Source organism: Thiothrix lacustris DSM 21227 (assembly GCF_000621325.1).
Taxonomy (GTDB): domain Bacteria; phylum Pseudomonadota; class Gammaproteobacteria; order Thiotrichales; family Thiotrichaceae; genus Thiothrix; species Thiothrix lacustris.
This window is the reverse complement of the sequence record NZ_JHYQ01000001.1, coordinates 120,157-138,291: the sequence shown is the minus strand read 5'-3', so window position 1 is coordinate 138,291 and position 18,135 is coordinate 120,157. Positions and strand designations below refer to the sequence as shown.

General features: G+C 53.0%; 12 protein-coding genes. 6 read left to right on the top strand and 6 right to left on the bottom strand.

Features of this window, described 5'->3' with window-relative positions; genetic code table 11:
* Window positions 1–28 precede the first annotated feature (28 nt).
* The 5 genes from Q394_RS0100630 (at window position 29) to arfB (ending at window position 8,135) form a co-directional block, all read left to right on the top strand.
* Window positions 29–3,082 (top strand): type I restriction endonuclease subunit R, encoded by a 3,054-nt coding sequence (locus Q394_RS0100630; RefSeq protein ID WP_028487572.1) that lies wholly within the window; start codon window positions 29–31, stop codon window positions 3,080–3,082.
* Window positions 3,076–4,710, top strand: a complete 1,635-nt coding sequence (locus tag Q394_RS0100625) for an HsdM family class I SAM-dependent methyltransferase (protein ID WP_028487571.1) — start codon at window positions 3,076–3,078, stop codon at window positions 4,708–4,710. The genes Q394_RS0100630 and Q394_RS0100625 overlap by 7 nt, the downstream gene beginning before the upstream one ends.
* A 200-nt stretch (window positions 4,711–4,910) precedes the next feature.
* Window positions 4,911–6,083: a restriction endonuclease subunit S gene (locus Q394_RS18565; protein ID WP_051542556.1), complete on the top strand. Its 1,173-nt coding sequence runs from the start codon at window positions 4,911–4,913 to the stop codon at window positions 6,081–6,083.
* A 50-nt stretch (window positions 6,084–6,133) separates the two neighbouring features.
* Window positions 6,134–7,738, top strand: coding sequence for an AAA-like domain-containing protein (locus tag Q394_RS0100615; protein WP_028487570.1), 1,605 nt, complete (start codon window positions 6,134–6,136; stop codon window positions 7,736–7,738).
* 1 nt (window position 7,739) lies between these two features.
* Window positions 7,740–8,135: an alternative ribosome rescue aminoacyl-tRNA hydrolase ArfB gene (gene arfB / locus Q394_RS0100610; protein ID WP_028487569.1), complete on the top strand. Its 396-nt coding sequence runs from the start codon at window positions 7,740–7,742 to the stop codon at window positions 8,133–8,135.
* Here the strand turns inward: arfB and Q394_RS0100605 are convergent.
* Window positions 8,129–11,758, bottom strand: a complete 3,630-nt coding sequence (locus tag Q394_RS0100605; RefSeq protein ID WP_038139986.1) for a hydantoinase B/oxoprolinase family protein — start codon at window positions 11,756–11,758, stop codon at window positions 8,129–8,131. The two genes, arfB and Q394_RS0100605, sit on opposite strands and share 7 nt — an antisense overlap.
* Window positions 11,759–11,822: 64 nt before the next feature.
* Here Q394_RS0100605 and Q394_RS0100600 point away from each other — a divergent pair, with 64 nt between their 5' ends.
* Window positions 11,823–13,034 carry an iron-containing alcohol dehydrogenase gene (locus Q394_RS0100600; protein WP_028487567.1) on the top strand — a complete coding sequence of 404 codons (1,212 nt, stop codon included), beginning with the start codon at window positions 11,823–11,825 and terminating at the stop codon, window positions 13,032–13,034.
* Window positions 13,035–13,121: 87 nt separating this feature from the next.
* Here the strand turns inward: Q394_RS0100600 and bamB are convergent, their stop codons facing one another.
* Genes bamB through pilW form a run of 5 tightly spaced genes read right to left on the bottom strand, consistent with a single transcriptional unit; the run spans window position 13,122 to window position 18,129 of the window.
* A complete protein-coding gene (gene bamB / locus Q394_RS0100595; RefSeq protein WP_028487566.1) occupies window positions 13,122–14,282 on the bottom strand; it encodes an outer membrane protein assembly factor BamB in 1,161 nt (386 codons plus the stop codon).
* Window positions 14,283–14,292: 10 nt separating this feature from the next.
* The gene (locus tag Q394_RS0100590; RefSeq protein WP_028487565.1) at window positions 14,293–14,919 is read right to left on the bottom strand and encodes a YfgM family protein; all 627 of its coding nucleotides are present in this window, start codon (window positions 14,917–14,919) and stop codon (window positions 14,293–14,295) included.
* 31 nt (window positions 14,920–14,950) lie between these two features.
* On the bottom strand, window positions 14,951–16,237 hold the full coding sequence (hisS, locus tag Q394_RS0100585) for a histidine--tRNA ligase (RefSeq protein ID WP_028487564.1): 1,287 nt from the start codon (window positions 16,235–16,237) through the stop codon (window positions 14,951–14,953).
* A 2-nt stretch (window positions 16,238–16,239) separates the two neighbouring features.
* Window positions 16,240–17,376 carry a helix-turn-helix domain-containing protein gene (locus Q394_RS0100580; protein ID WP_028487563.1) on the bottom strand — a complete coding sequence of 379 codons (1,137 nt, stop codon included), beginning with the start codon at window positions 17,374–17,376 and terminating at the stop codon, window positions 16,240–16,242.
* An 18-nt stretch (window positions 17,377–17,394) separates the two neighbouring features.
* A complete protein-coding gene (pilW, locus tag Q394_RS0100575; protein ID WP_028487562.1) occupies window positions 17,395–18,129 on the bottom strand; it encodes a type IV pilus biogenesis/stability protein PilW in 735 nt (244 codons plus the stop codon).
* Window positions 18,130–18,135: the final 6 nt, after the last annotated feature.

Genomic DNA, 18,135 nt, shown 5'->3' with positions numbered 1-18,135 from the left:
GCTGGGTTTTTGTAGGGGCTGATAACAAATGCGCTTTAATGAAGATACACGGGTAAAAATACCCACTATTCTGCACCTGACACGTTTGGGTTATGGCTATCTTTCTCTGAAAGAGGCGCAATGTGATGAAAACACCAATATTTTCCCAGCCTTGTTTCGTGAAGGCATCAGTCGTATCAATTCTGATCTTGACCCCGATGAAATCGGGCGTTTGCGGGAAGATGTCAGCCTTTTGTTGGACAATGAGGACTTGGGAAAAGCGTTTTACGAGCAACTAACACGGCGTTCGGGTACACGTCTAATTGATTTTGAGAACTTCGATAATAACAGCTTCCATGTTGTTACCGAGCTGCCCTGCAAGAATGGCGATGACGAGTTCCGCCCTGATATTACCCTGTTGATTAACGGGATGCCGCTGGTGTTTATTGAGGTCAAAAAGCCGAATAACCGCGATGGTGTTCTGGCTGAGCGTAGCCGTATCAATGCCCGCTTTCAGAACAAGAAATTCCGGCGCTTTATCAACATCACCCAGTTGATGCTGTTTTCCAATAATATGGAATATGACAATGAGTCGCCTGAACCGATTGAGGGGGCATTTTATGCCTCAACCTCCTATCAGCGGGCGATGTTCAACTATTTTCGTGAAGAAGAGCCGCTGAATATTGCGGCTTTGTTGAAGCCGGAAAATGAAACCACGGAAACAGCCGTACTTAAGGACAACAACAGCCTGATTATCCAGAATAGCCCTGAGTTCATGACCAATAAAGACCCGGATACACCGACTAACCGTTTGTGTACCTCGTTGTTGAGCCGTGAACGGCTGCGCTTCATTCTGCGTTATGCTATTGCCTATGTGAAAGAGAAGGACGGTTGGGAACAGCATGTGATGCGCTACCCGCAACTGTTCGCTACCAAGGCGATTGAAAACAAGCTGGCAGCGGGGGTGCGCAAGGGCATCATCTGGCACACGCAAGGCAGCGGAAAAACGGCGCTGGCCTATTACAGTGTGCGTTATCTGGTGGATTATTTTCAGAAGCAGAAGGTCATTCCGAAGTTCTACTTTATTGTGGATCGGCTCGACCTGCTCAAGCAGGCTTCCCGCGAATTCATCAACCGGGGGCTGACGGTTCATGCGATTAACTCGCGGGAAGCATTCGCGCAGGACATCAAGCAAACGACCGCGATTCACAATGACACGGGCAAGCTGGAAATCACCGTGGTCAACATCCAGAAATTTCAGGATGACCCGAATGTGATGAGCATCAAGGACTATGATGTCAGTATCCAGCGGATTTACTTTCTGGATGAGGTTCACCGCAGCTATAACCCGCAAGGCAGCTTTCTGGCGAACCTTGAACAGTCGGATAAAAATGCCATCAAAATTGGTCTGACGGGCACGCCATTACTGGGTAAGGATTACAATTCCAAAATCCTGTTTGGCGATTACATCCACAAGTATTACTACAACAAGTCGATTGCTGATGGTTACACCTTGCGGCTGATTCGTGAGGCGATTGAAAATAACTATCAGATTGTTTTACAAGAAGTCTTGGCAAAGCTTGAGGTGGAAAAAGGCAAACTGTCGATGAAGGAGGTTGTTGCCCACCACACCTTTGTGAAACCGATGCTGGCCTATATCGTGCGCGATTTTGAAAAAAGCCGTACTACCCTGAATGACAATAGCATCGGCGGGATGGTGATTTGCGACAGCTCCGCGCAAGCCAAGGAAATGTTTGCGCAGTTTCAGGCGAATTATGCGTTTAAGCCTGTGGCAGAAATGCCGGGTGGTTATGGCGCAGGTGTGCCGCTGGCAAACAAGGCAAAGATAGCCGCACTGATTCTGCATGATGTTGGCTCCAAGGAAGAGCGTGACGACTGGGTGGAAGATTTCAAGGCGGGCAACATTGACCTGCTGTTTGTGTACAATATGTTGTTGACGGGTTTTGATGCCAAACGTCTGAAGAAGCTCTATCTGGGGCGGGTGATTAAAGACCATAACCTGCTGCAAGCCCTGACCCGCGTCAATCGTACCTACGGCAAACACCGCTATGGCTATGTGGTGGATTTTGCCGATATTCGCAGTGAATTCGACAAGACCAATAAAGCTTATTTCGACGAGCTACAGAATGAATTAGGCGATGAGATGGAACATTATTCCAAGCTCTTTAAATCCGCCGAGGAAATCAAGGAAGAATTTGAAGCGGTTAAGAATGTGCTGTTCCAATATGACACGCTGAACAAGGAAATCTTCTCGCGGCAAGTCACGGAAATGCAGGATCGGGCGCAAGTGTTGGCGTTGAAAAAAGCCTTGGCGGATGCCCGCAGCTTGTACAACTTGTGCCGATTATTCGGGTACGACGATTTGTTGCAACGGCTGCCATTCGCCCAGATTAACGCTTTGTACAACGAAGTCGATAACCACTTGGCGATGCTTAACCTCAAAGACCGTCTTGAAAATCAGGCCGACACCAGTGGCTTATTGAACATGGCGCTGGAGGAAGTGCTGTTCAAGTTCGTCAAGATTGGCGAGGAAGAACTCAAGTTGGCGGATGAGTTGAAAGACGCCCTGCGTCGCGCCCGCGAATCCATGACCAGCAATGTTGACCCCAAAGACCCGGAGTTCATCCAACTCAAAGAGGAGCTGGAACGCCTGTTCAAGAACCGTAACCTCAAAGAGGTCACTCAGGATGAGATGAAGCACAATATGCTCACCCTGAACAAAATTCAGGACAAGGTGCGGGAAATCAATCGCAAGAACCGCCTGCTCCAGAGCAAATACAGCGGTGACATAAAGTTCACCAGAGTGCATAAACGGCTGGTAGAGAATGGCTCGATCTCTGATAATGAGCGGCGCATTTTCGAGGCATTGCATCAGGTCAAACAGCAAGCCGACGAGAGTGTGATGCAGAACAGGAACATCCTCGATAACGAAAGCTATTTTGAGCGCATGATACAGCGGAGCGTGGTACAACAGTTCCATCTGGCGCAAAACATCAAGCTAACCCCCGATAGCACGCGCTACATCAACCAGCTTGTCGTTAAAGAGTATCTGGATGAATTTAATGGAGTAACCCCTTGGTAGCCCTCGATTTCAAGAAAAGCACCACCGAACTGATCGACAACCTGAAAAACATCTGCGCCGCTTACGGGCTGGGTAATGATGGTAATGAGTTCAAAATCATTACGCAGGTATTCCTGTACAAGTTCCTGTGCGACAAGCTGGCGTATGAGCTGAAAAAAGCCGATAAAGCCACTGCCAAGGCGGAAAACTGGGAACAGCACATCGCCAATATGGACATCGACGCTTACGAGATGTTGGTCATGATGCTTCCCGAAGGCACAGCTTATTTGCGCCCGGAACACCTGCTTGCCAGCCTGTTTGCGCGGCAAAATGAGGATAATTTCGCCAAGCTGTTTGATGATACCTTACGCCAGATTGCCATCGTCAACAGTGATATTTTCTCGGTCAAAACTGGGGGCGGGGCGCAAATCCGCTTGTTTGATGAGATCAGCCAGTTCATTTCTGACCCCGGTGAGCGCGACAACTTTTGCAAGGCAATAATCAACAAACTGGTGAATTTCAGCTTTGAGCATATTTTTACACAGGGCTTTGATTTCTTTGCCGACATCTTTGAGTACCTGATTAAGGACTACAACAAGGACAGCGGCGGCAAGTATGCGGAATATTACACGCCTCACGCGGTCGCCAAGATCATGGCGGCGATTCTTGTCCCTGCTGAAAGCCGGGGTAAGGTGATGAACGTCAAGTGCTACGATCCATCGGCGGGGTCGGGGACGTTGCTGATGAATCTGGCTCATGCGATTGGGGAAAATCGGTGCAGTATCTATTCGCAGGATATTTCGCAAAAGTCGTCCGGGTTGTTGCGGCTGAACCTGATCCTCAACAATCTGGTGCATTCCATCCCTAATGTGATTCAGGGCAATACCATTTTGTCGCCTTACCACAAGGATGGGGCGTCGCTGGCAAAGTTTGACTATATTGTTTCCAACCCACCGTTCAAGATGGATTTCAGCGATTTCCGCAACGATCTGGATACCAAGGAAAACAAGGAACGCTTCTTTGCGGGGCTTCCCAATGTGCCGGGCAAGGCCAAGGATAAAATGGCGATTTACCTGCTGTTTATCCAGCACATCATGTTTTCGCTGAAACCGGGCGGTAAGGCTGCCATCGTCGTTCCTACCGGGTTTATTACTGCTCAGTCGGGCATTGACAAGAAAATCCGTGAAAAGCTGGTCGACCAGAAAATGCTGGCGGGCGTGGTGTCGATGCCGAGCAATATTTTCGCTACTACGGGTACGAATGTCTCTATCCTGTTCATCGACAAGGGCAACCGGGACAAGGTAATCCTGATTGATGCCTCGAATCTGGGTGAAACGGTCAAAGACGGTAAAAACCAGAAAACCGTGCTGACGGCTGCCGAAGAACAACACATCATCGACACTTTCAACACCAAAACGGCGGTCGATGATTTTTCAGTTGCGGTCACTTACGACCAGATCAAAGCCAAAAACTACTCCTTCAGTGCAGGGCAATACTTCGACGTAAAAATCGAATACACCGACATCACCGCCGCCGAATTCGCCGCCAAAATGCAAGGCTTCACCGACAACCTCGACACCCTTTTCGCCGAATCCCGCACCCTCGAAACCGAGATCAAAACCCAACTAGCGAGCCTCCGCTATGAGTAGTTTTGACCGATTGACTTATACCAATTGTCCAACAGCCTGTTGGACAATTAAGAAACCCCTCCCATCCTCCCCTTATCAGGGGAGGGGTGAAGACGCCCGATTTTCTTGTTCCTCCCCTGACAAGGGGAGGTTAGGAGGGGTTTCTTCTTCGGCGTATGCCGAATCCCACACTGTCAACACCCAACTAACGAGTCTCTGTTATGAGTAAGCAACCTGTTAAACGGCTGGGAGATATTGTTAATTTTAAGCGGGGTTACGATCTTCCAGCTCATCAGCGTAAAGCTGGTCAATATCCTGTTGTAAGTTCTGGTGGTATTTCTGGCTATCACTCTGAATACAAAGCCGATGGTGAGGGCATTGTAACTGGTCGATATGGCACACTTGGGGAAATGCACTACGTTAATGGGAAGTATTGGCCACACAACACAGCCTTGTATGTTACCGATTTTAAAGGTAATGACCCAAAGTATGTTTATTACCTTTTGAAGTGTTTAGGTAATCTTAAAACTTCAGATAAAAGTACAGTTCCGGGTATCAACCGTAATGATTTGCACGAGCTTTTTGTACCCTACGTTGAGGAGGGACAGGTTGCTATTGCAGATATTTTGTCAGTCATCGACCAAAAAATCGAAGTCAACAACCGCATTAACGCCGAACTCGAAGCAATGGCGAAAACCCTCTACGACTACTGGTTTGTGCAGTTCGATTTCCCCGATGAAAACGGCAAGCCGTATAAGTCGTCGGGCGGGAAGATGCTGTATAGCAAGGCGTTGAAGCGGGAGATTCCAGTAGGGTGGGAAGTTTCTTCTGTAGAAAAAATTCTCGCTTCGGCACCAAAAACAAAGAGCGTTTTATCAAGGGATTTTCAAATATCTGGTGATATTCCAGTCATTGATCAAAGTACAGATTTCATTTGTGGATACACCAATCAAGAAGATACATGGATTGGTGGATTAGATTCACCTTGTATAGTGTTTGGTGATCATACTCGCATTCTCAAGTTTGTGAATTTCGATTTTGCACGCGGTGCAGATGGTACACAAATTCTTATTTCCAATGATTTAAGAATGCCGCCTCATTTGTTCTATCAAGCTCTTTCTGAAATCGACTTATCAAGTTATGGATATGCTCGTCATTTTAAATTTCTGAAACAATCATTGATTTTGCTACCGACGAAACAAAGTGCCAAGAATTACAATTTATTTGCGAAGTCTTGTTATCTGAAAATAAAGCAGAACTTTTTTGAAAATCAGCGGTTGGTGGCGTTGCGGGATTGGTTGTTGCCGATGTTGATGAATGGGCAGGTGCGGGTGGAGAGCGCGGCGGATGATCTATACTCACAACAGCACGACGCAGGAATGAGGCAAGCATGAAACTGAAACTCCCCTACGGCATCAGCCACTATAAAACGGTCTGCTAACCCATGGAAAAATTCTTCAACACCGCAGGGCCGATTATCCCTGAAGACCATTACCACATTGACCTGTTGCACCGTCTGGACTGGGAAGAAATCCAGCACATGATCGCCAGCAAGAAGTATTTCGTGCTGCACGCGCCGCGCCAGACCGGCAAAACCAGCACCTTGTTAGCGATGGCGCAAGCGCTCAACCATGCCGGAAAATACAAGGCTCTGTATGTCAATATTGAAGCCGCACAAGCCTTGCGTCACGATGTGAACCGCGCCATCACCGTTATCTGTCAGGCGCTGGCTTCCAGCGCCCGTGTTTATAACGTAGAACCGCAACTGGAATCCTTGACCCGGCAGCTTTTCAGCGAAGGGCAATTCCCTGAAGGGGCGCTAACGCTTCAGTTAACCCGTTGGGCTGAAATGAGCGACAAACCCATCGTGCTGATGCTGGATGAGGTCGATGCACTGGTGGGCGACACCCTGATTTCCCTGTTGCGGCAAATCCGCGCTGGTTATGCGCAACGCCCACAAGCGTTCCCGCAAAGCATCATCCTGTGTGGGGTGCGCGATGTGCGCGACTACCGCATTCACACATCTGACAAGGAAATCATCACTGGCGGCAGTGCCTTCAATATCAAGGCAACCTCGCTGGTGATGGGCAATTTCACTCCGGCTGAAATCCGCACGCTGTACCAGCAACACACTGACGCCACAGGGCAAACTTTCGCTGACAGCATTTTCCCTGTGTTGTGGGAAGACACCCGTGGTCAGCCTTGGCTGGTCAATGCCTTGGGTTACGAAATGACGTGGGAAGACCGGGAAGCGCGTGACCGTAGCCTGCCGATTACGAAGGAACGTTATCAGGCGGCACGGGAACGTTTGATCCGTTCACGGCAAACGCATCTGGATCAACTGACCGACAAGCTGCGTGAACCGCGTGTACATCAGGTGATCGCTGCGATTCTGGCGGGTCAAGAACGTATCGAAAATATCCGTGACGATGACCTGCAATATGTCGAAGATTTGGGGCTGATTACCACCCGACCTTCCATTGCCATCAGCAACCGTATCTATCAGGAAATCATTCCCCGTGAAGTCACCTGGGCTTGGCAATCTACCATCACCAATCAGGAAACGGCATGGTATGTATTGCCGGACGGACGTCTGGACATACCGGCACTGTTACGCGCTTTCCAGCAATTTTTCCGCGAAAACTCCGACATCTGGCTGCAAGGTCTGCCGTTCAAGGAAGCCGGGCCACAATTGATCCTGCAAGCGTTTTTGCAGCGTATTGTGAATGGTGGCGGTCGTATTAACCGCGAATACGCACTGGGGCGCAAATACACCGACTTGTTGCTGGAATGGCCGCTGGATAAAAAGCAGGGCTATTACGGTCAGGTACAGCGGGTGGTGCTGGAGTTGAAAATCCTGTACAGCAATCTGGATAAAACCATTACTGACGGGGTGCAACAGGTCGCCGATTACGCCCGGCGTTGCGGCAGTGAGGAGGCTTTCCTGTTGATCTTCAATCGCGACCCGGTAGTGAGCTGGGATGCAAAAATCTGGGAGAATGCGGATTTCAAGGATGGTGATTTACCCGTCAGTGTGTGGGGCAGTTAGGATGTTGCAAATCCCCCCCGAAGAAATCGACCTCCAGCCCATCCGTGCCCAAGGCTCCGGCGGGCAGAACGTCAACAAGGTGTCGACCGCGATTCACCTGCGTTTCGACATCCGCGCCTCATCCCTGCCCGAAGCCTACAAGGAAAAGCTGCTAGCCTACGCCGACCAGCGCATTTCCAGCGAAGGCGTGATCGTCATCAAAGCGCAAACCCACAACAGTCAGGAAAAAAACCGTGCGGATGCGCTGGAACGCCTGCGCCAACTCATCCTCGATGCTACCAAAGTGCAGAAAAAGCGCAAAGCGACCCGCCCAACCCGCAGCTCCCAAACCAGGCGGTTGGATAGCAAGAAAAAGCACAGCCAGACCAAGGCCGGGCGCGGCAAGGTGGATTACTGACCATATCCACCCCCACCCGGCGTAGCCACCGTCAGCACATCACCCGCCTCCACCTCCACCTGCGCAATCCCCTCCAGCGTTTCCAAATAGCCATCCACCCGCAGCACCCGGTTAACACCGCACTGCCCGTTCCTGCCGCCTGCCATGCCATACGGCGCGACCTTACGATGCCCCGACACAAGGCTCACCGTCATCGGTTCCAGAAAGCGGGTCTTGCGCACCACGCCATCGCCACCGCGCTGCAAGCCCCTGCCGCCAGAATGCGGGCGAATGTGAAACGCTTCCAGCCGTACCGGAAAGCGCGTTTCAAGGATTTCCGGGTCAGTCAGGCGCGAATTGGTCATGTGGGTATGCACCGCACTCGCCCCAGCCGCATTCGCCGTTGCCCCCGCGCCGCCGCACAAGGTTTCGTAATACTGGTGGCGGGCGTTGCCCCAGGTGACGTTGTTCATCGTGCCTTGCGCCGCGCCCATGATGCCGAGTGCGCCGAATAGCGCATCCACCACGTATTGCGAGGTTTCCACATTGCCCGCCACCACCGCCGCCGGGTATTGCGGGTTCAACATCGAGCCGGGCGGAATAATGATATTAAGCGGCTTGAGGCAACCTTCGTTGAGCGGGATATTGTCAGCCACCAAACAGCGGAACACGTACAGCACCGCCGCGCGGGTAATCGCGGTCGGCGCATTCAAATTGCCGGGGTGTTGCGGGCTGGTTCCGGTGAAATCCAGCGTGGCGCAACGGTTTGTTGCATCCACCGTAATCTGCACGCAAATGCGGCTGCCATCGTCCATGTCATACTGGAAACTGCCATCGCGCAAGCTGCCGATCACGCGCCGTACTGAGGCTTCCGCATTATCCTGCACATGGTTCATGTAGGCCTGCACCGTCTCCAGCCCCATCTGCCCGATGATGCGCAGCAGTTCGGTTTCACCGCGTGCGCAGGCCGCCAGTTGCGCCTTCAAGTCGGCAATGTTGTAGTCGATATTGCGGGCAGGGAAAGCGCCGGAAGCGAGCAGGGCGCGGATTTCTTCCTCACGGAAACGGCCTTGCTTCACCAGCTTGACATTGGTCAGCAGGATGCCTTCCTCATCAATCGTGCGGCTTTGTGGCGGAATCGAACCGGGGGTAATCCCGCCCACATCGGCATGATGCCCACGGGTGGCGACGTAGAAAATAATCGCATTACCGCTTTCCTCAAACACTGGCTTGACCACGGTAATGTCGGGCAAATGCGTGCCGCCGTGGTAAGGGTCATTGAGCACGAACACATCGCCCGGCTGCATTGCCCCTGCATTGGCGCTGATCACCGCTTTGATGCTCTCGCTCATGCTGCCCAGATGCACCGGCATATGCGGCGCATTCGCCACCAGATTGCCAGCCGGGTCGAAGATCGCGCAGGAAAAGTCCAGCCGCTCCTTGATATTCACCGACACAGCGGTTTGTTCCAGCACAAAACCCATCTGCTCGGCGATGGACATGAACAGGTTGTTGAAGATTTCTAGGCGGATGGGGTCGGGGGCGGAAGAGAAATCCCCCCCGTCCCCCCTTTTGCAAAGGGGGGTGATGGAATTGAGGACGAGGTTATTTTGGGCGGTTAGGTTGGCAGACCAACCGGGTTCGATGATGATAGTGCCGGTGCTTTCCAAAATAACCGCAGGGCCAGTAATTGTTTGTCCCACCGTCAAAGCATCCCGTTGGTAAAACGGCGTATCCCGCCATTCCCCCCGCATAAACACAGAATGCCAAGTCTCCCGCTCTTCACTCCCCCCTTTGCAAAAGGGGGGCTGGGGGGGATTTTCTTTCCCCGCAATGGCTTCAACCTCCAAACTAGCCACAACCACCGCCTTCTCCGCCGCCACAAACCCAAACCGCTGCCGATGTGCCTCCTCAAACGCCGCCCGAATCGCTGCTGTATCCTCGCCATCCCAAGCCACCAGCAAACTCGAATCCGACCCCGCATAGCGGCAATGCAGCCGCGCCTCATGCCGCAAAGATTCAGTGCTGACGCCTTGCTCACGGATATGCGACGCCGTTTCCGCCGCGAGTGCTGCCCGCTGTTGCTGCAAACCCACCAACATGGTTTCACTCAGCTCCACTTCCACACTGCGCGTCAAAATCTGCCGCACATCCGCCAGCCCCATCCCATACGCCGACAGCACCCCCGCGAATGGATGCAAAAACACCTTACGCATCCCCAACGCTTCCGCCACCAAGCAAGCATGTTGCCCGCTCGCCCCGCCAAAGCAACACAGCGCATACTCACTCACATCATAGCCGCGCTGCACCGAAATCTTCTTGATCGCATTCGCCATATTCTCAACAGCAATCGCCAGAAACCCCTCCGCCACCTGCTCGGGACTTAGGCTTCGACTCCGCTCAGCCAACGGGGACGCTCTTCGTTGGCTGAGCGGAGTCGAAGCCAACTCTGCGAACTTCGCACAAACCGTATCGACATCCAGCGCTTCCTTGCCTTCCGCCCCGAAAATTTGCGGAAAATACGCCGCCTGCAATTTCCCCAACATCACATTGCAATCGGTAATGGTGAGTTCGCCACCGCGCCGGTACGCCGCAGGCCCCGGATTCGCCCCGGCAGAGTCGGGCCCGACCCGAAAGCGTTGCCCATCGAAATGCAAAATCGAGCCACCGCCCGCCGCCACGGTATGAATCTGCATCATCGGCGCACGAATCCGCGCCCCGGCGATATGGCTTTCCAGCGTGCGTTCGTACTCGCCCGCAAAGTGGCACACGTCCGTCGACGTACCGCCCATGTCAAAGCCGATCAGCTTGTCGAAACCGGCTGCCTGTGCGGTTTGCACCATGCCGACCACGCCACCGGCAGGCCCCGACAGAATCGCATCCTTGCCCTGAAAGTGATCCGCGTGCGTCAACCCGCCGTTGGATTGCATGAAAAACAGCTTGGTGTTCGGCAATTCCCGCGCCACCTGCTCCACATAACGGCGCAGCACGGGTGAAAGGTAAGCATCCACCACCGTGGTATCCCCCCGCCCGACAAACTTGATCAACGGGCTAACCGCATGGCTGGTAGAAATCTGGGTGAAACCGACTTCACGGGCAATCGCCGCCACCAGCGTTTCGTGCTGCGGGTAGCGATAAGCGTGCATGAACAGGATCGCCACCGAGCGCAAACCCTTGGCGTAAGCGGCTTGCAGGGCAGGTCGGATAACCGCCGCATCCGGCGCTTGCAGGATTTCACCGTCGGCCGCGATGCGTTCCTCCACCTCCAGCACGTTGGTGTAGAGCATTTGCGGCAGTTCGATGTCGAGCGCAAACAGGTGGGGGCGTTGCTGGTAGCCAATGCGCAAGGCATCGCCGAAACCAAGTGTCGTTACCAGCAACACAGCTTCGCCCTTGTGTTCCAGCAGCGCATTAGTGGCGACGGTTGTGCCCATGCGTACCGTGTCGATGCGTTCGGTGGGAATCGTTTGCCCCGCCTTCACTCCCAGCAAATCGCGGATACCTTGCAGCGCGGCATCGGGGTAACGTTCCGGGTTTTCCGAGAGCAGCTTGTGGGTGCGCCATTCACCCTCGGGGGTGCGTGCCACGATGTCGGTGAACGTGCCACCACGGTCGATCCAGAATTGCCAGCGCGGGTTGGTCATACTGTCTGCTGCTCCAATGCGATAAACTACCCATCTTTGCACAGCCCAAAACAAGGACGCAAATATGTCATCACAGCCCGGCTTCCCTGCCTTTGCCATCGCCCGCTTGCCTCGCATCGAATTCGGTGCAGGTGTTCTCCGTAAACTGCCCGCGATTGCTGCTCAGTACGGCAAACGTTTGCTGATTATTACGGGCACAAGTTCTTTCACCGCTTCTGACGCGGGCAAAACCCTGTTTAACGCATTGCAAGCGGCAGGTTTTACCTGGGAAATTCGCCGCGTAACGCATGAGCCTTCCCCGCACTGGGTGGATGAAACCGTGGCAGGTCTGCAAGGCGATAGCTTCGATGCCGTGATCGGTATTGGCGGCGGTAGTCCGCTGGATGCTGCCAAAGCTGTCGCCGGATTGCTCAAACCGGGCAATTCGGTAATGGATCATCTCGAAGGCGTTGGCCCTGAATTGCCCTATCAAGGCTCCTCCACGCCATTCATTGCCGTGCCGACGACGGCGGGAACGGGTTCCGAGGCGACCAAAAACGCGGTGCTGTCCGTGTCGGGCGAACACGGTTTCAAGAAATCCTTCCGCGCCGACAAGCTGGTGGCGGAATATGCCATCATCGACCCGGATTTGCTGGCCAGTTGCCCGCCCGCGCAGATTGCCGCCAATGGCATGGATGCTTTCACGCAACTGATGGAAGCCTACGTTTCTACCCGCTCCAACCCGTTGACTGATGCGTTGGCGCTGGCGGGGATGGAGGCGGTGCGCGATAGCTTGCTGGCGTTTTACCGTGATCCGGCGGATAGCGTTGCGCGTGGCAAAATGGCTTACGCCTCGCTGCTGTCGGGGATTTGTCTGGCGCAAACGGGTCTTGGCTCGGTGCATGGTGTGGTTGCCCCGTTGGGCGCATTCCACCCAATTGGGCACGGCGTCGGCTGCGGCATGTTGGTCACAGAGGCCACTCGCCTGAATATTGATCTGCTGGAAGCACGCGATGCGGATAGCCCGGCATTGGCGAAATATGTTGTTATTGGCAAACTCTTTGAAGAAACCCCTCCTAGCCTCCCCTTATCAGGGGAGGAACAAGAGGTGGCTCCCCTCATTCACACGCTGGAAACGTGGGCGAAACAACTTCATCTGCCACGCTTGTCCGACTTCGGGGTGACGGAGGCGGATATTCCAAAACTCGTGGCGAATTCACGCGGTTCCAGCATGAAAACCAACCCGGTTGAGCTGACGGACAGTGATATTGCCAACCTGATTCGAGCCTGCTTATGAGTACACAGCGAATTTTGGATGGAGCCGGGTAAAACGCTGTTGCAGGATGCGCTGCAAGTCATGGCAGCACACCCCGCTTGGCTTAGTTTACTGGATGTTGAAAGCCGAGAGTAACCCGGATTTACCCAGTGTGTAGACCGTATTGCCGTCTTTTACAGGGGCGACGGTATAGCCTGATTTATCACCTTGTACGCGGGCGGCGATTTGCCCGTTGCTGGTGTTGACCCAGTGCAAATAGCCTTGGTAGTCGCCAACCACGAGGAATTGACCCAGTAAGGTTGGGGCAGTGGGTTGGCGGCGTTCGAGGTCGTCCAGTTTCCAGACTGGGTTGCCACTGAGTGGTTCGAGCTTCCAGACATCACCGGCATCATTACTGGTGTACAGGCCATTAGGATCAGCATCTACACCAGTATAACTGGAGTAGGGGGCTGCCCACGCTACGTTGCCGTCGCGCATATTGATTCCGGCAATGCGTCCGTTGTAGCTGGCGGCAAACAGTGCTTCACCGAGGGCTTTCATTTCGCCATCCACGTCGGTCATGCGGTCGAGGTCGCTGCTGCCGCGTGGCACGGAAAGGGTAACTTCCCACAAGCCTTTGCCGGATTGCATGTCGAAAGCAGTGACGACACCATTGTCGAACCCCGCAATGACCATGCCGCCCACTACCAGTGGTGCGCTTGCACCGCGTAGGGACAGCGTTGGGCTTTTACGTTCCTGCTGCCAGAGACGCTGACCTGTTTTTACCGCTAACCCTTGCAGGTTGCCGTCGCCGGTACGGAAGGCGACGATGCCGTTTTTGGCAGGGGATACCGCAAGGACTTCGCTGCCTAGCGGGGTGCTCCAGAGGACTTTGCCGGTTTGTCGATCCAGCGCGATGGCATTGCCTTTGTCAGTGCCGAGGAACACGCCGCCTTCGCCGCTGCTGACACCGCCGGTGACTGTGCCATCCACGGTGGTTTGCCAGATGCGCCCGCCATTGACTTTGCTCCATGCACTGGCTGAACTGCCACCGGCTACCAGCACGGCGCTTTCATCGACTTGCGGGTGAATCCGCACGTAGTCTTTGCCAGCGCCACTGCCAGTGCTGACTTGCCATAAAGTGCGCACATTTGCCGTCGGCTTGAGTTCTTTCAAGGCTTTGGGCGGTGTGCCAGTGTTGGCTGGCATGACGGCTGAAGTCATTTGTGAGAATGTGCTGCAACCCGATAGAGCAACAGCAATCAGCAAAGCGGCAGTAGTGTGTTTCATGGCGTCCTTTTTAGCTTCCTTTACCCAGATTGTCACGTTTCAGCTTGATGAGTTCGTTGGCGTTACCACCGGCACTTAACATCGCTTTATCGTAAGCTGCACGCGCTTCGATGGGTTTGTTTTGGACGACGTATATATCGCCTTTGAGTTCATCGATCAGTGGCTGGTAGGCTACGGGGTAAGTTTGGTTAGTGAGTTTCAGCGCTTCATCGACTATTTTCATGGCGATGAATACCCGTGCAAGACGAATGCTGGCAAGATTTTTGAAGTCAGTTTCTTTGCTGTTGTCGATGACCCAACGTAGTGCAGTGACTGCCGGTTGGTATTCACCTTTTTCAGCGTAGTACTGAGCGGCTTTCATGGTGGCAATCGCGGCATACGGGGTGGAAGCATAGTTGTTCTGTAGTGTTTGAATATCGGGTTGTGCCTGTTCTAACGATGTTTCACTGGCTTTATCGACTTTGGCATACAGTGCAGAGGCTTCAGCAGCGGTGTTTATCTGATAGTCTTTCCAGTACTGCCAGCCAAACATACCACCGATGGCGAGGGTAATCCCGGCAATGACGGACGTGCCGTTCTCTTTCCACCAATTTTTAAGGTCTTCGACTTTTTCGTCGTCAGTTTTGTAATCAGACATCAGTTTGCCCCTGAATTTAGCTTATTTACGGTTAGTTTTGTTGTGTTTTTTCAAGAAAAACGGAAAGTTGTTGTGCCACTTGGCTGAGCGGAAGGGTAATCTGCTCCCCACCGTCGCGCAAGGGTTTGAGGCCGATTTCACCACGTTCCACTTCGTTTTCGCCCAAAATCAGCGCGAAACGGGCGTTGGATTTGTCAGCACGTTTCATTTGGGTTTTGAAGCTGCCTTCACCGCCATTGCTGGTTAGGCATAGCGTTGGCAAGTCATCGCGCAGGGTTTCTGCCAAGGCTAGCCCGGTTTGAATGGCGGTTTTGCCTGCCATAATGAGGAATACATCCGGCGCGGTGACGGGTGTGGCAATGCCTTGGGTTTCCAGCAGCAGGATCAGGCGCTCCATGCCCATGCCGAAGCCGACGCCGGGGGTGGGTTTGCCGCCCAGTTGTTCGACCAGACCGTCATAACGCCCGCCTGCACACACGGTGCTTTGTGCGCCGAGGTCGTCCGTTACCCATTCAAATACCATGTGGGTGTAGTAATCCAGCCCGCGTACCAGCCGTGGGTTGACTTCGTAGACAATGCCCATGTTATCCAGCAAGGCGCACAGCATGGCGAAGTGCTCACGGGAAACGTCATCCAAATGGTCGTGGAGGCTGGGTGCGGCGGCTACGATGTCTTTCAGGTCGGGATTTTTGGTGTCCAGAATGCGCAGCGGGTTGGTGTGCAAGCGGCGTTTGGAATCTTCATCCAGCTTATCGTGATGCGCGGAAAAGTACTCGACCAGCAAATCGCGGTAAGCGTGACGTGAGGCAGGCGTGCCGAGTGTGTTGATTTCCAGCCGTAGGTTGCGCAGGCCGAGGGTTTTCCACAAACGGGCGGTCAGGGCAATCAGTTCGGCGTCAATGTCTGGCCCCGGCATTCCGAAGGCTTCCACACCGATCTGGTGAAACTGGCGGTAGCGGCCTTTTTGCGGGCGTTCGTGGCGGAACATCGGGCCGGTATACCATAGGCGTTGTTGCTGGTTGTGTAACAGACCGTTTTGGATACCGGCGCGGATGCAGCCTGCGGTGCCTTCCGGGCGCAAACTCAGGCTGTCATCGTTACGGTCGGCGAAGGTGTACATTTCCTTTTCAACGATGTCGGTGACTTCGCCCACAGCCCGCGAGAACAGGTCGGTTTGTTCCACGATGGGCATACGGATTTCACTGTAGCCATAGCGCTTCAGCAATTGCCGAGCAGTACTTTCAAGGTACTGCCATACGGGGGTGGCATCCGGGAGAATATCGTTCATACCCCGAATAGACTGAATATTTTTGCTCATGCTTACTCGACTCTGAAACGGGCAACACTGCCTTTGGTGTGTGGTGCCAAATCGAACGGTTGGCCGTTGACGAAAATTTTGACGCCAGGGGCATTGCCGATTTTGACATTCAGTGGTGGTGTTGCTTTGAATTCCTTGATATTGCCAGCGGTGTTAAGCGACTCGAACAAGGTTTTTTTGTCGTCTCCCTTGATTTGCATCCACACTTCTTGAGCGAATTCCATTTTGATGCTGATTTCACCGGGTGCAAGTGCTGTTGCAGCGGCATCGGCTGCTGCGGTCGCGGCAGTGCTCGGAGTAACTCCCTCAGTAGCTGGGGTTGTTGCTGCGGTTGTTGCTGCGGTTGTTGCTGCGGCGGTGTCGGCAGGCGGTGTGGCGGGGGAGATTGTCTGAGTGGTGGTTGGTGGTGCAATAGGTGCTTCTGGTGTCACTGAGGTTGTGTCAACGGTAGTTGCAGTCGCTATGGTATCTTGGGTGCTGCTGGCTGGTACTGGTTCGACTGGGGTTACAGTTGTTGCAATACTTGCCTCAGTTGTGTTTTTCGCTGCTGCTTGCTGTTGTGCCTCTTGTGCCGCTGCTTTGTCTTTTTCCTGTTCCATTGCTGCTTTTTGGGCAACGTAGGCTTCCATCGCTGAGGGAGGGCGTGGTACGTCAGGTGGGTTGGTTTGAGCGGAAAAGGATGACCATGTATGGTTGGCCCAGTCACGTACCCCCGGAATCGTGGAAAACAGTCCTAGTAATAATACCAGTGCTCCAAACCCGATAAATTTCAACGTAGATGTTGATATGGCGGGCTGTGCCACTTTGTTCAACGGACGAGCAGGGGCAAAGTGATGAGCAATTTCATCAGGCTTGGCGCCGCGTAAGGCTTCATAAGTACGGATCAGTTCCTTTGCATCTACATCCGTCAGTTTGGAGTAACCACGTAAGTAGCCGCGCACATACGGTGGTTCTGGCAAGTGAGCGAAATCTTCTGCCTCTAATGCCCGTAAGATATGAGTGGACAGGTGTAACTCTTCAGCTGCCTGTTCGATGTCAAGGCCAGCTTTCTCACGACATTCTACCAATTTGCTGGTCAGGTCGCCGGGCTGTACGGTAGCAAATGTCCTTTCTCCGACTGAGGTGGCTGTCTCTGTCACGTGTCCTCCAATTTTTTATCAATCAATATGGCTGGCAGCTACGCTATCTGGGAATTTTTCCCGCAGCTCGGTTGCGCAAGTATTGGCCTTATCTACTTCATTTAAGCGAGTTTGTATCTGATAACAGAGTAACAAACTATCAGGGCTTGCTGGCGCACTGTCATTATAGCGGTAAAGGAATGCTTCTGCTTTGGCAGACTCGCCTTTTTCGTAGTGTAGTCTGGCTAGCTGGTAAAGGGCTTCCGAGAAGCGGTTGTTTTTCTCCAATGCTTTTCTGAAGTATGTTTCAGCTTGTGTGGGATTTCCGGCCTTTTTGATGCAAATCCCTGCATTTGTATAGGCAAATTCTGGTGTTTTATAGAGTGGGTCTTTCAGTGATTCCAAAAATGCACGTTCGGCTGCTGCATATTGACCCGTGCGGCACAAGTAAGAGCCGTAGTTATTGAGTAAGCTTGAATCTTTGGGTGTCACTCTCAAGGCTTTTTGAAAGTGTTTCCCTGCTTTGTCATCAGCTCCGAGTCGTTCCTGAAGTAAGGCGTAATAATGGTTGGCAGGGGCGGAGTTTGGCTCTTGTGTAAGGGCTTTTTCCAGATTCATGCTGGCTAAATCCATACGGCCTTTTTGGAGGTAACCTACGCCGAGTTGGGTATAGTAGCTACCAGCCTTGTCACTTTCAGATGATGCTGAGTTATTGGAGCAGCCATGTGTGCTGCTGATTAACAGAAGAAAAAAAGCATATCTTATTATTTTCATTGCTCA

What these genes read in the sequence shown, in the direction of transcription:
- Q394_RS0100630 (WP_028487572.1), top strand. Translation starts at nt 29, where the DNA reads ATGCGCTTTAATGAAGATACACGGGTAAAAATACCCACTATTCTGCAC.
- Q394_RS18565 (WP_051542556.1), top strand. Translation starts at nt 4,911, where the DNA reads ATGAGTAAGCAACCTGTTAAACGGCTGGGAGATATTGTTAATTTTAAG.
- Q394_RS0100615 (WP_028487570.1), top strand. Translation starts at nt 6,134, where the DNA reads ATGGAAAAATTCTTCAACACCGCAGGGCCGATTATCCCTGAAGACCAT.
- arfB (WP_028487569.1), top strand. Translation starts at nt 7,740, where the DNA reads ATGTTGCAAATCCCCCCCGAAGAAATCGACCTCCAGCCCATCCGTGCC.
- Q394_RS0100605 (WP_038139986.1), bottom strand. Translation starts at nt 11,758, where the DNA reads ATGACCAACCCGCGCTGGCAATTCTGGATCGACCGTGGTGGCACGTTC.
- Q394_RS0100600 (WP_028487567.1), top strand. Translation starts at nt 11,823, where the DNA reads ATGTCATCACAGCCCGGCTTCCCTGCCTTTGCCATCGCCCGCTTGCCT.
- bamB (WP_028487566.1), bottom strand. Translation starts at nt 14,282, where the DNA reads ATGAAACACACTACTGCCGCTTTGCTGATTGCTGTTGCTCTATCGGGT.
- Q394_RS0100590 (WP_028487565.1), bottom strand. Translation starts at nt 14,919, where the DNA reads ATGTCTGATTACAAAACTGACGACGAAAAAGTCGAAGACCTTAAAAAT.
- hisS (WP_028487564.1), bottom strand. Translation starts at nt 16,237, where the DNA reads ATGAGCAAAAATATTCAGTCTATTCGGGGTATGAACGATATTCTCCCG.
- pilW (WP_028487562.1), bottom strand. Translation starts at nt 18,129, where the DNA reads ATGAAAATAATAAGATATGCTTTTTTTCTTCTGTTAATCAGCAGCACA.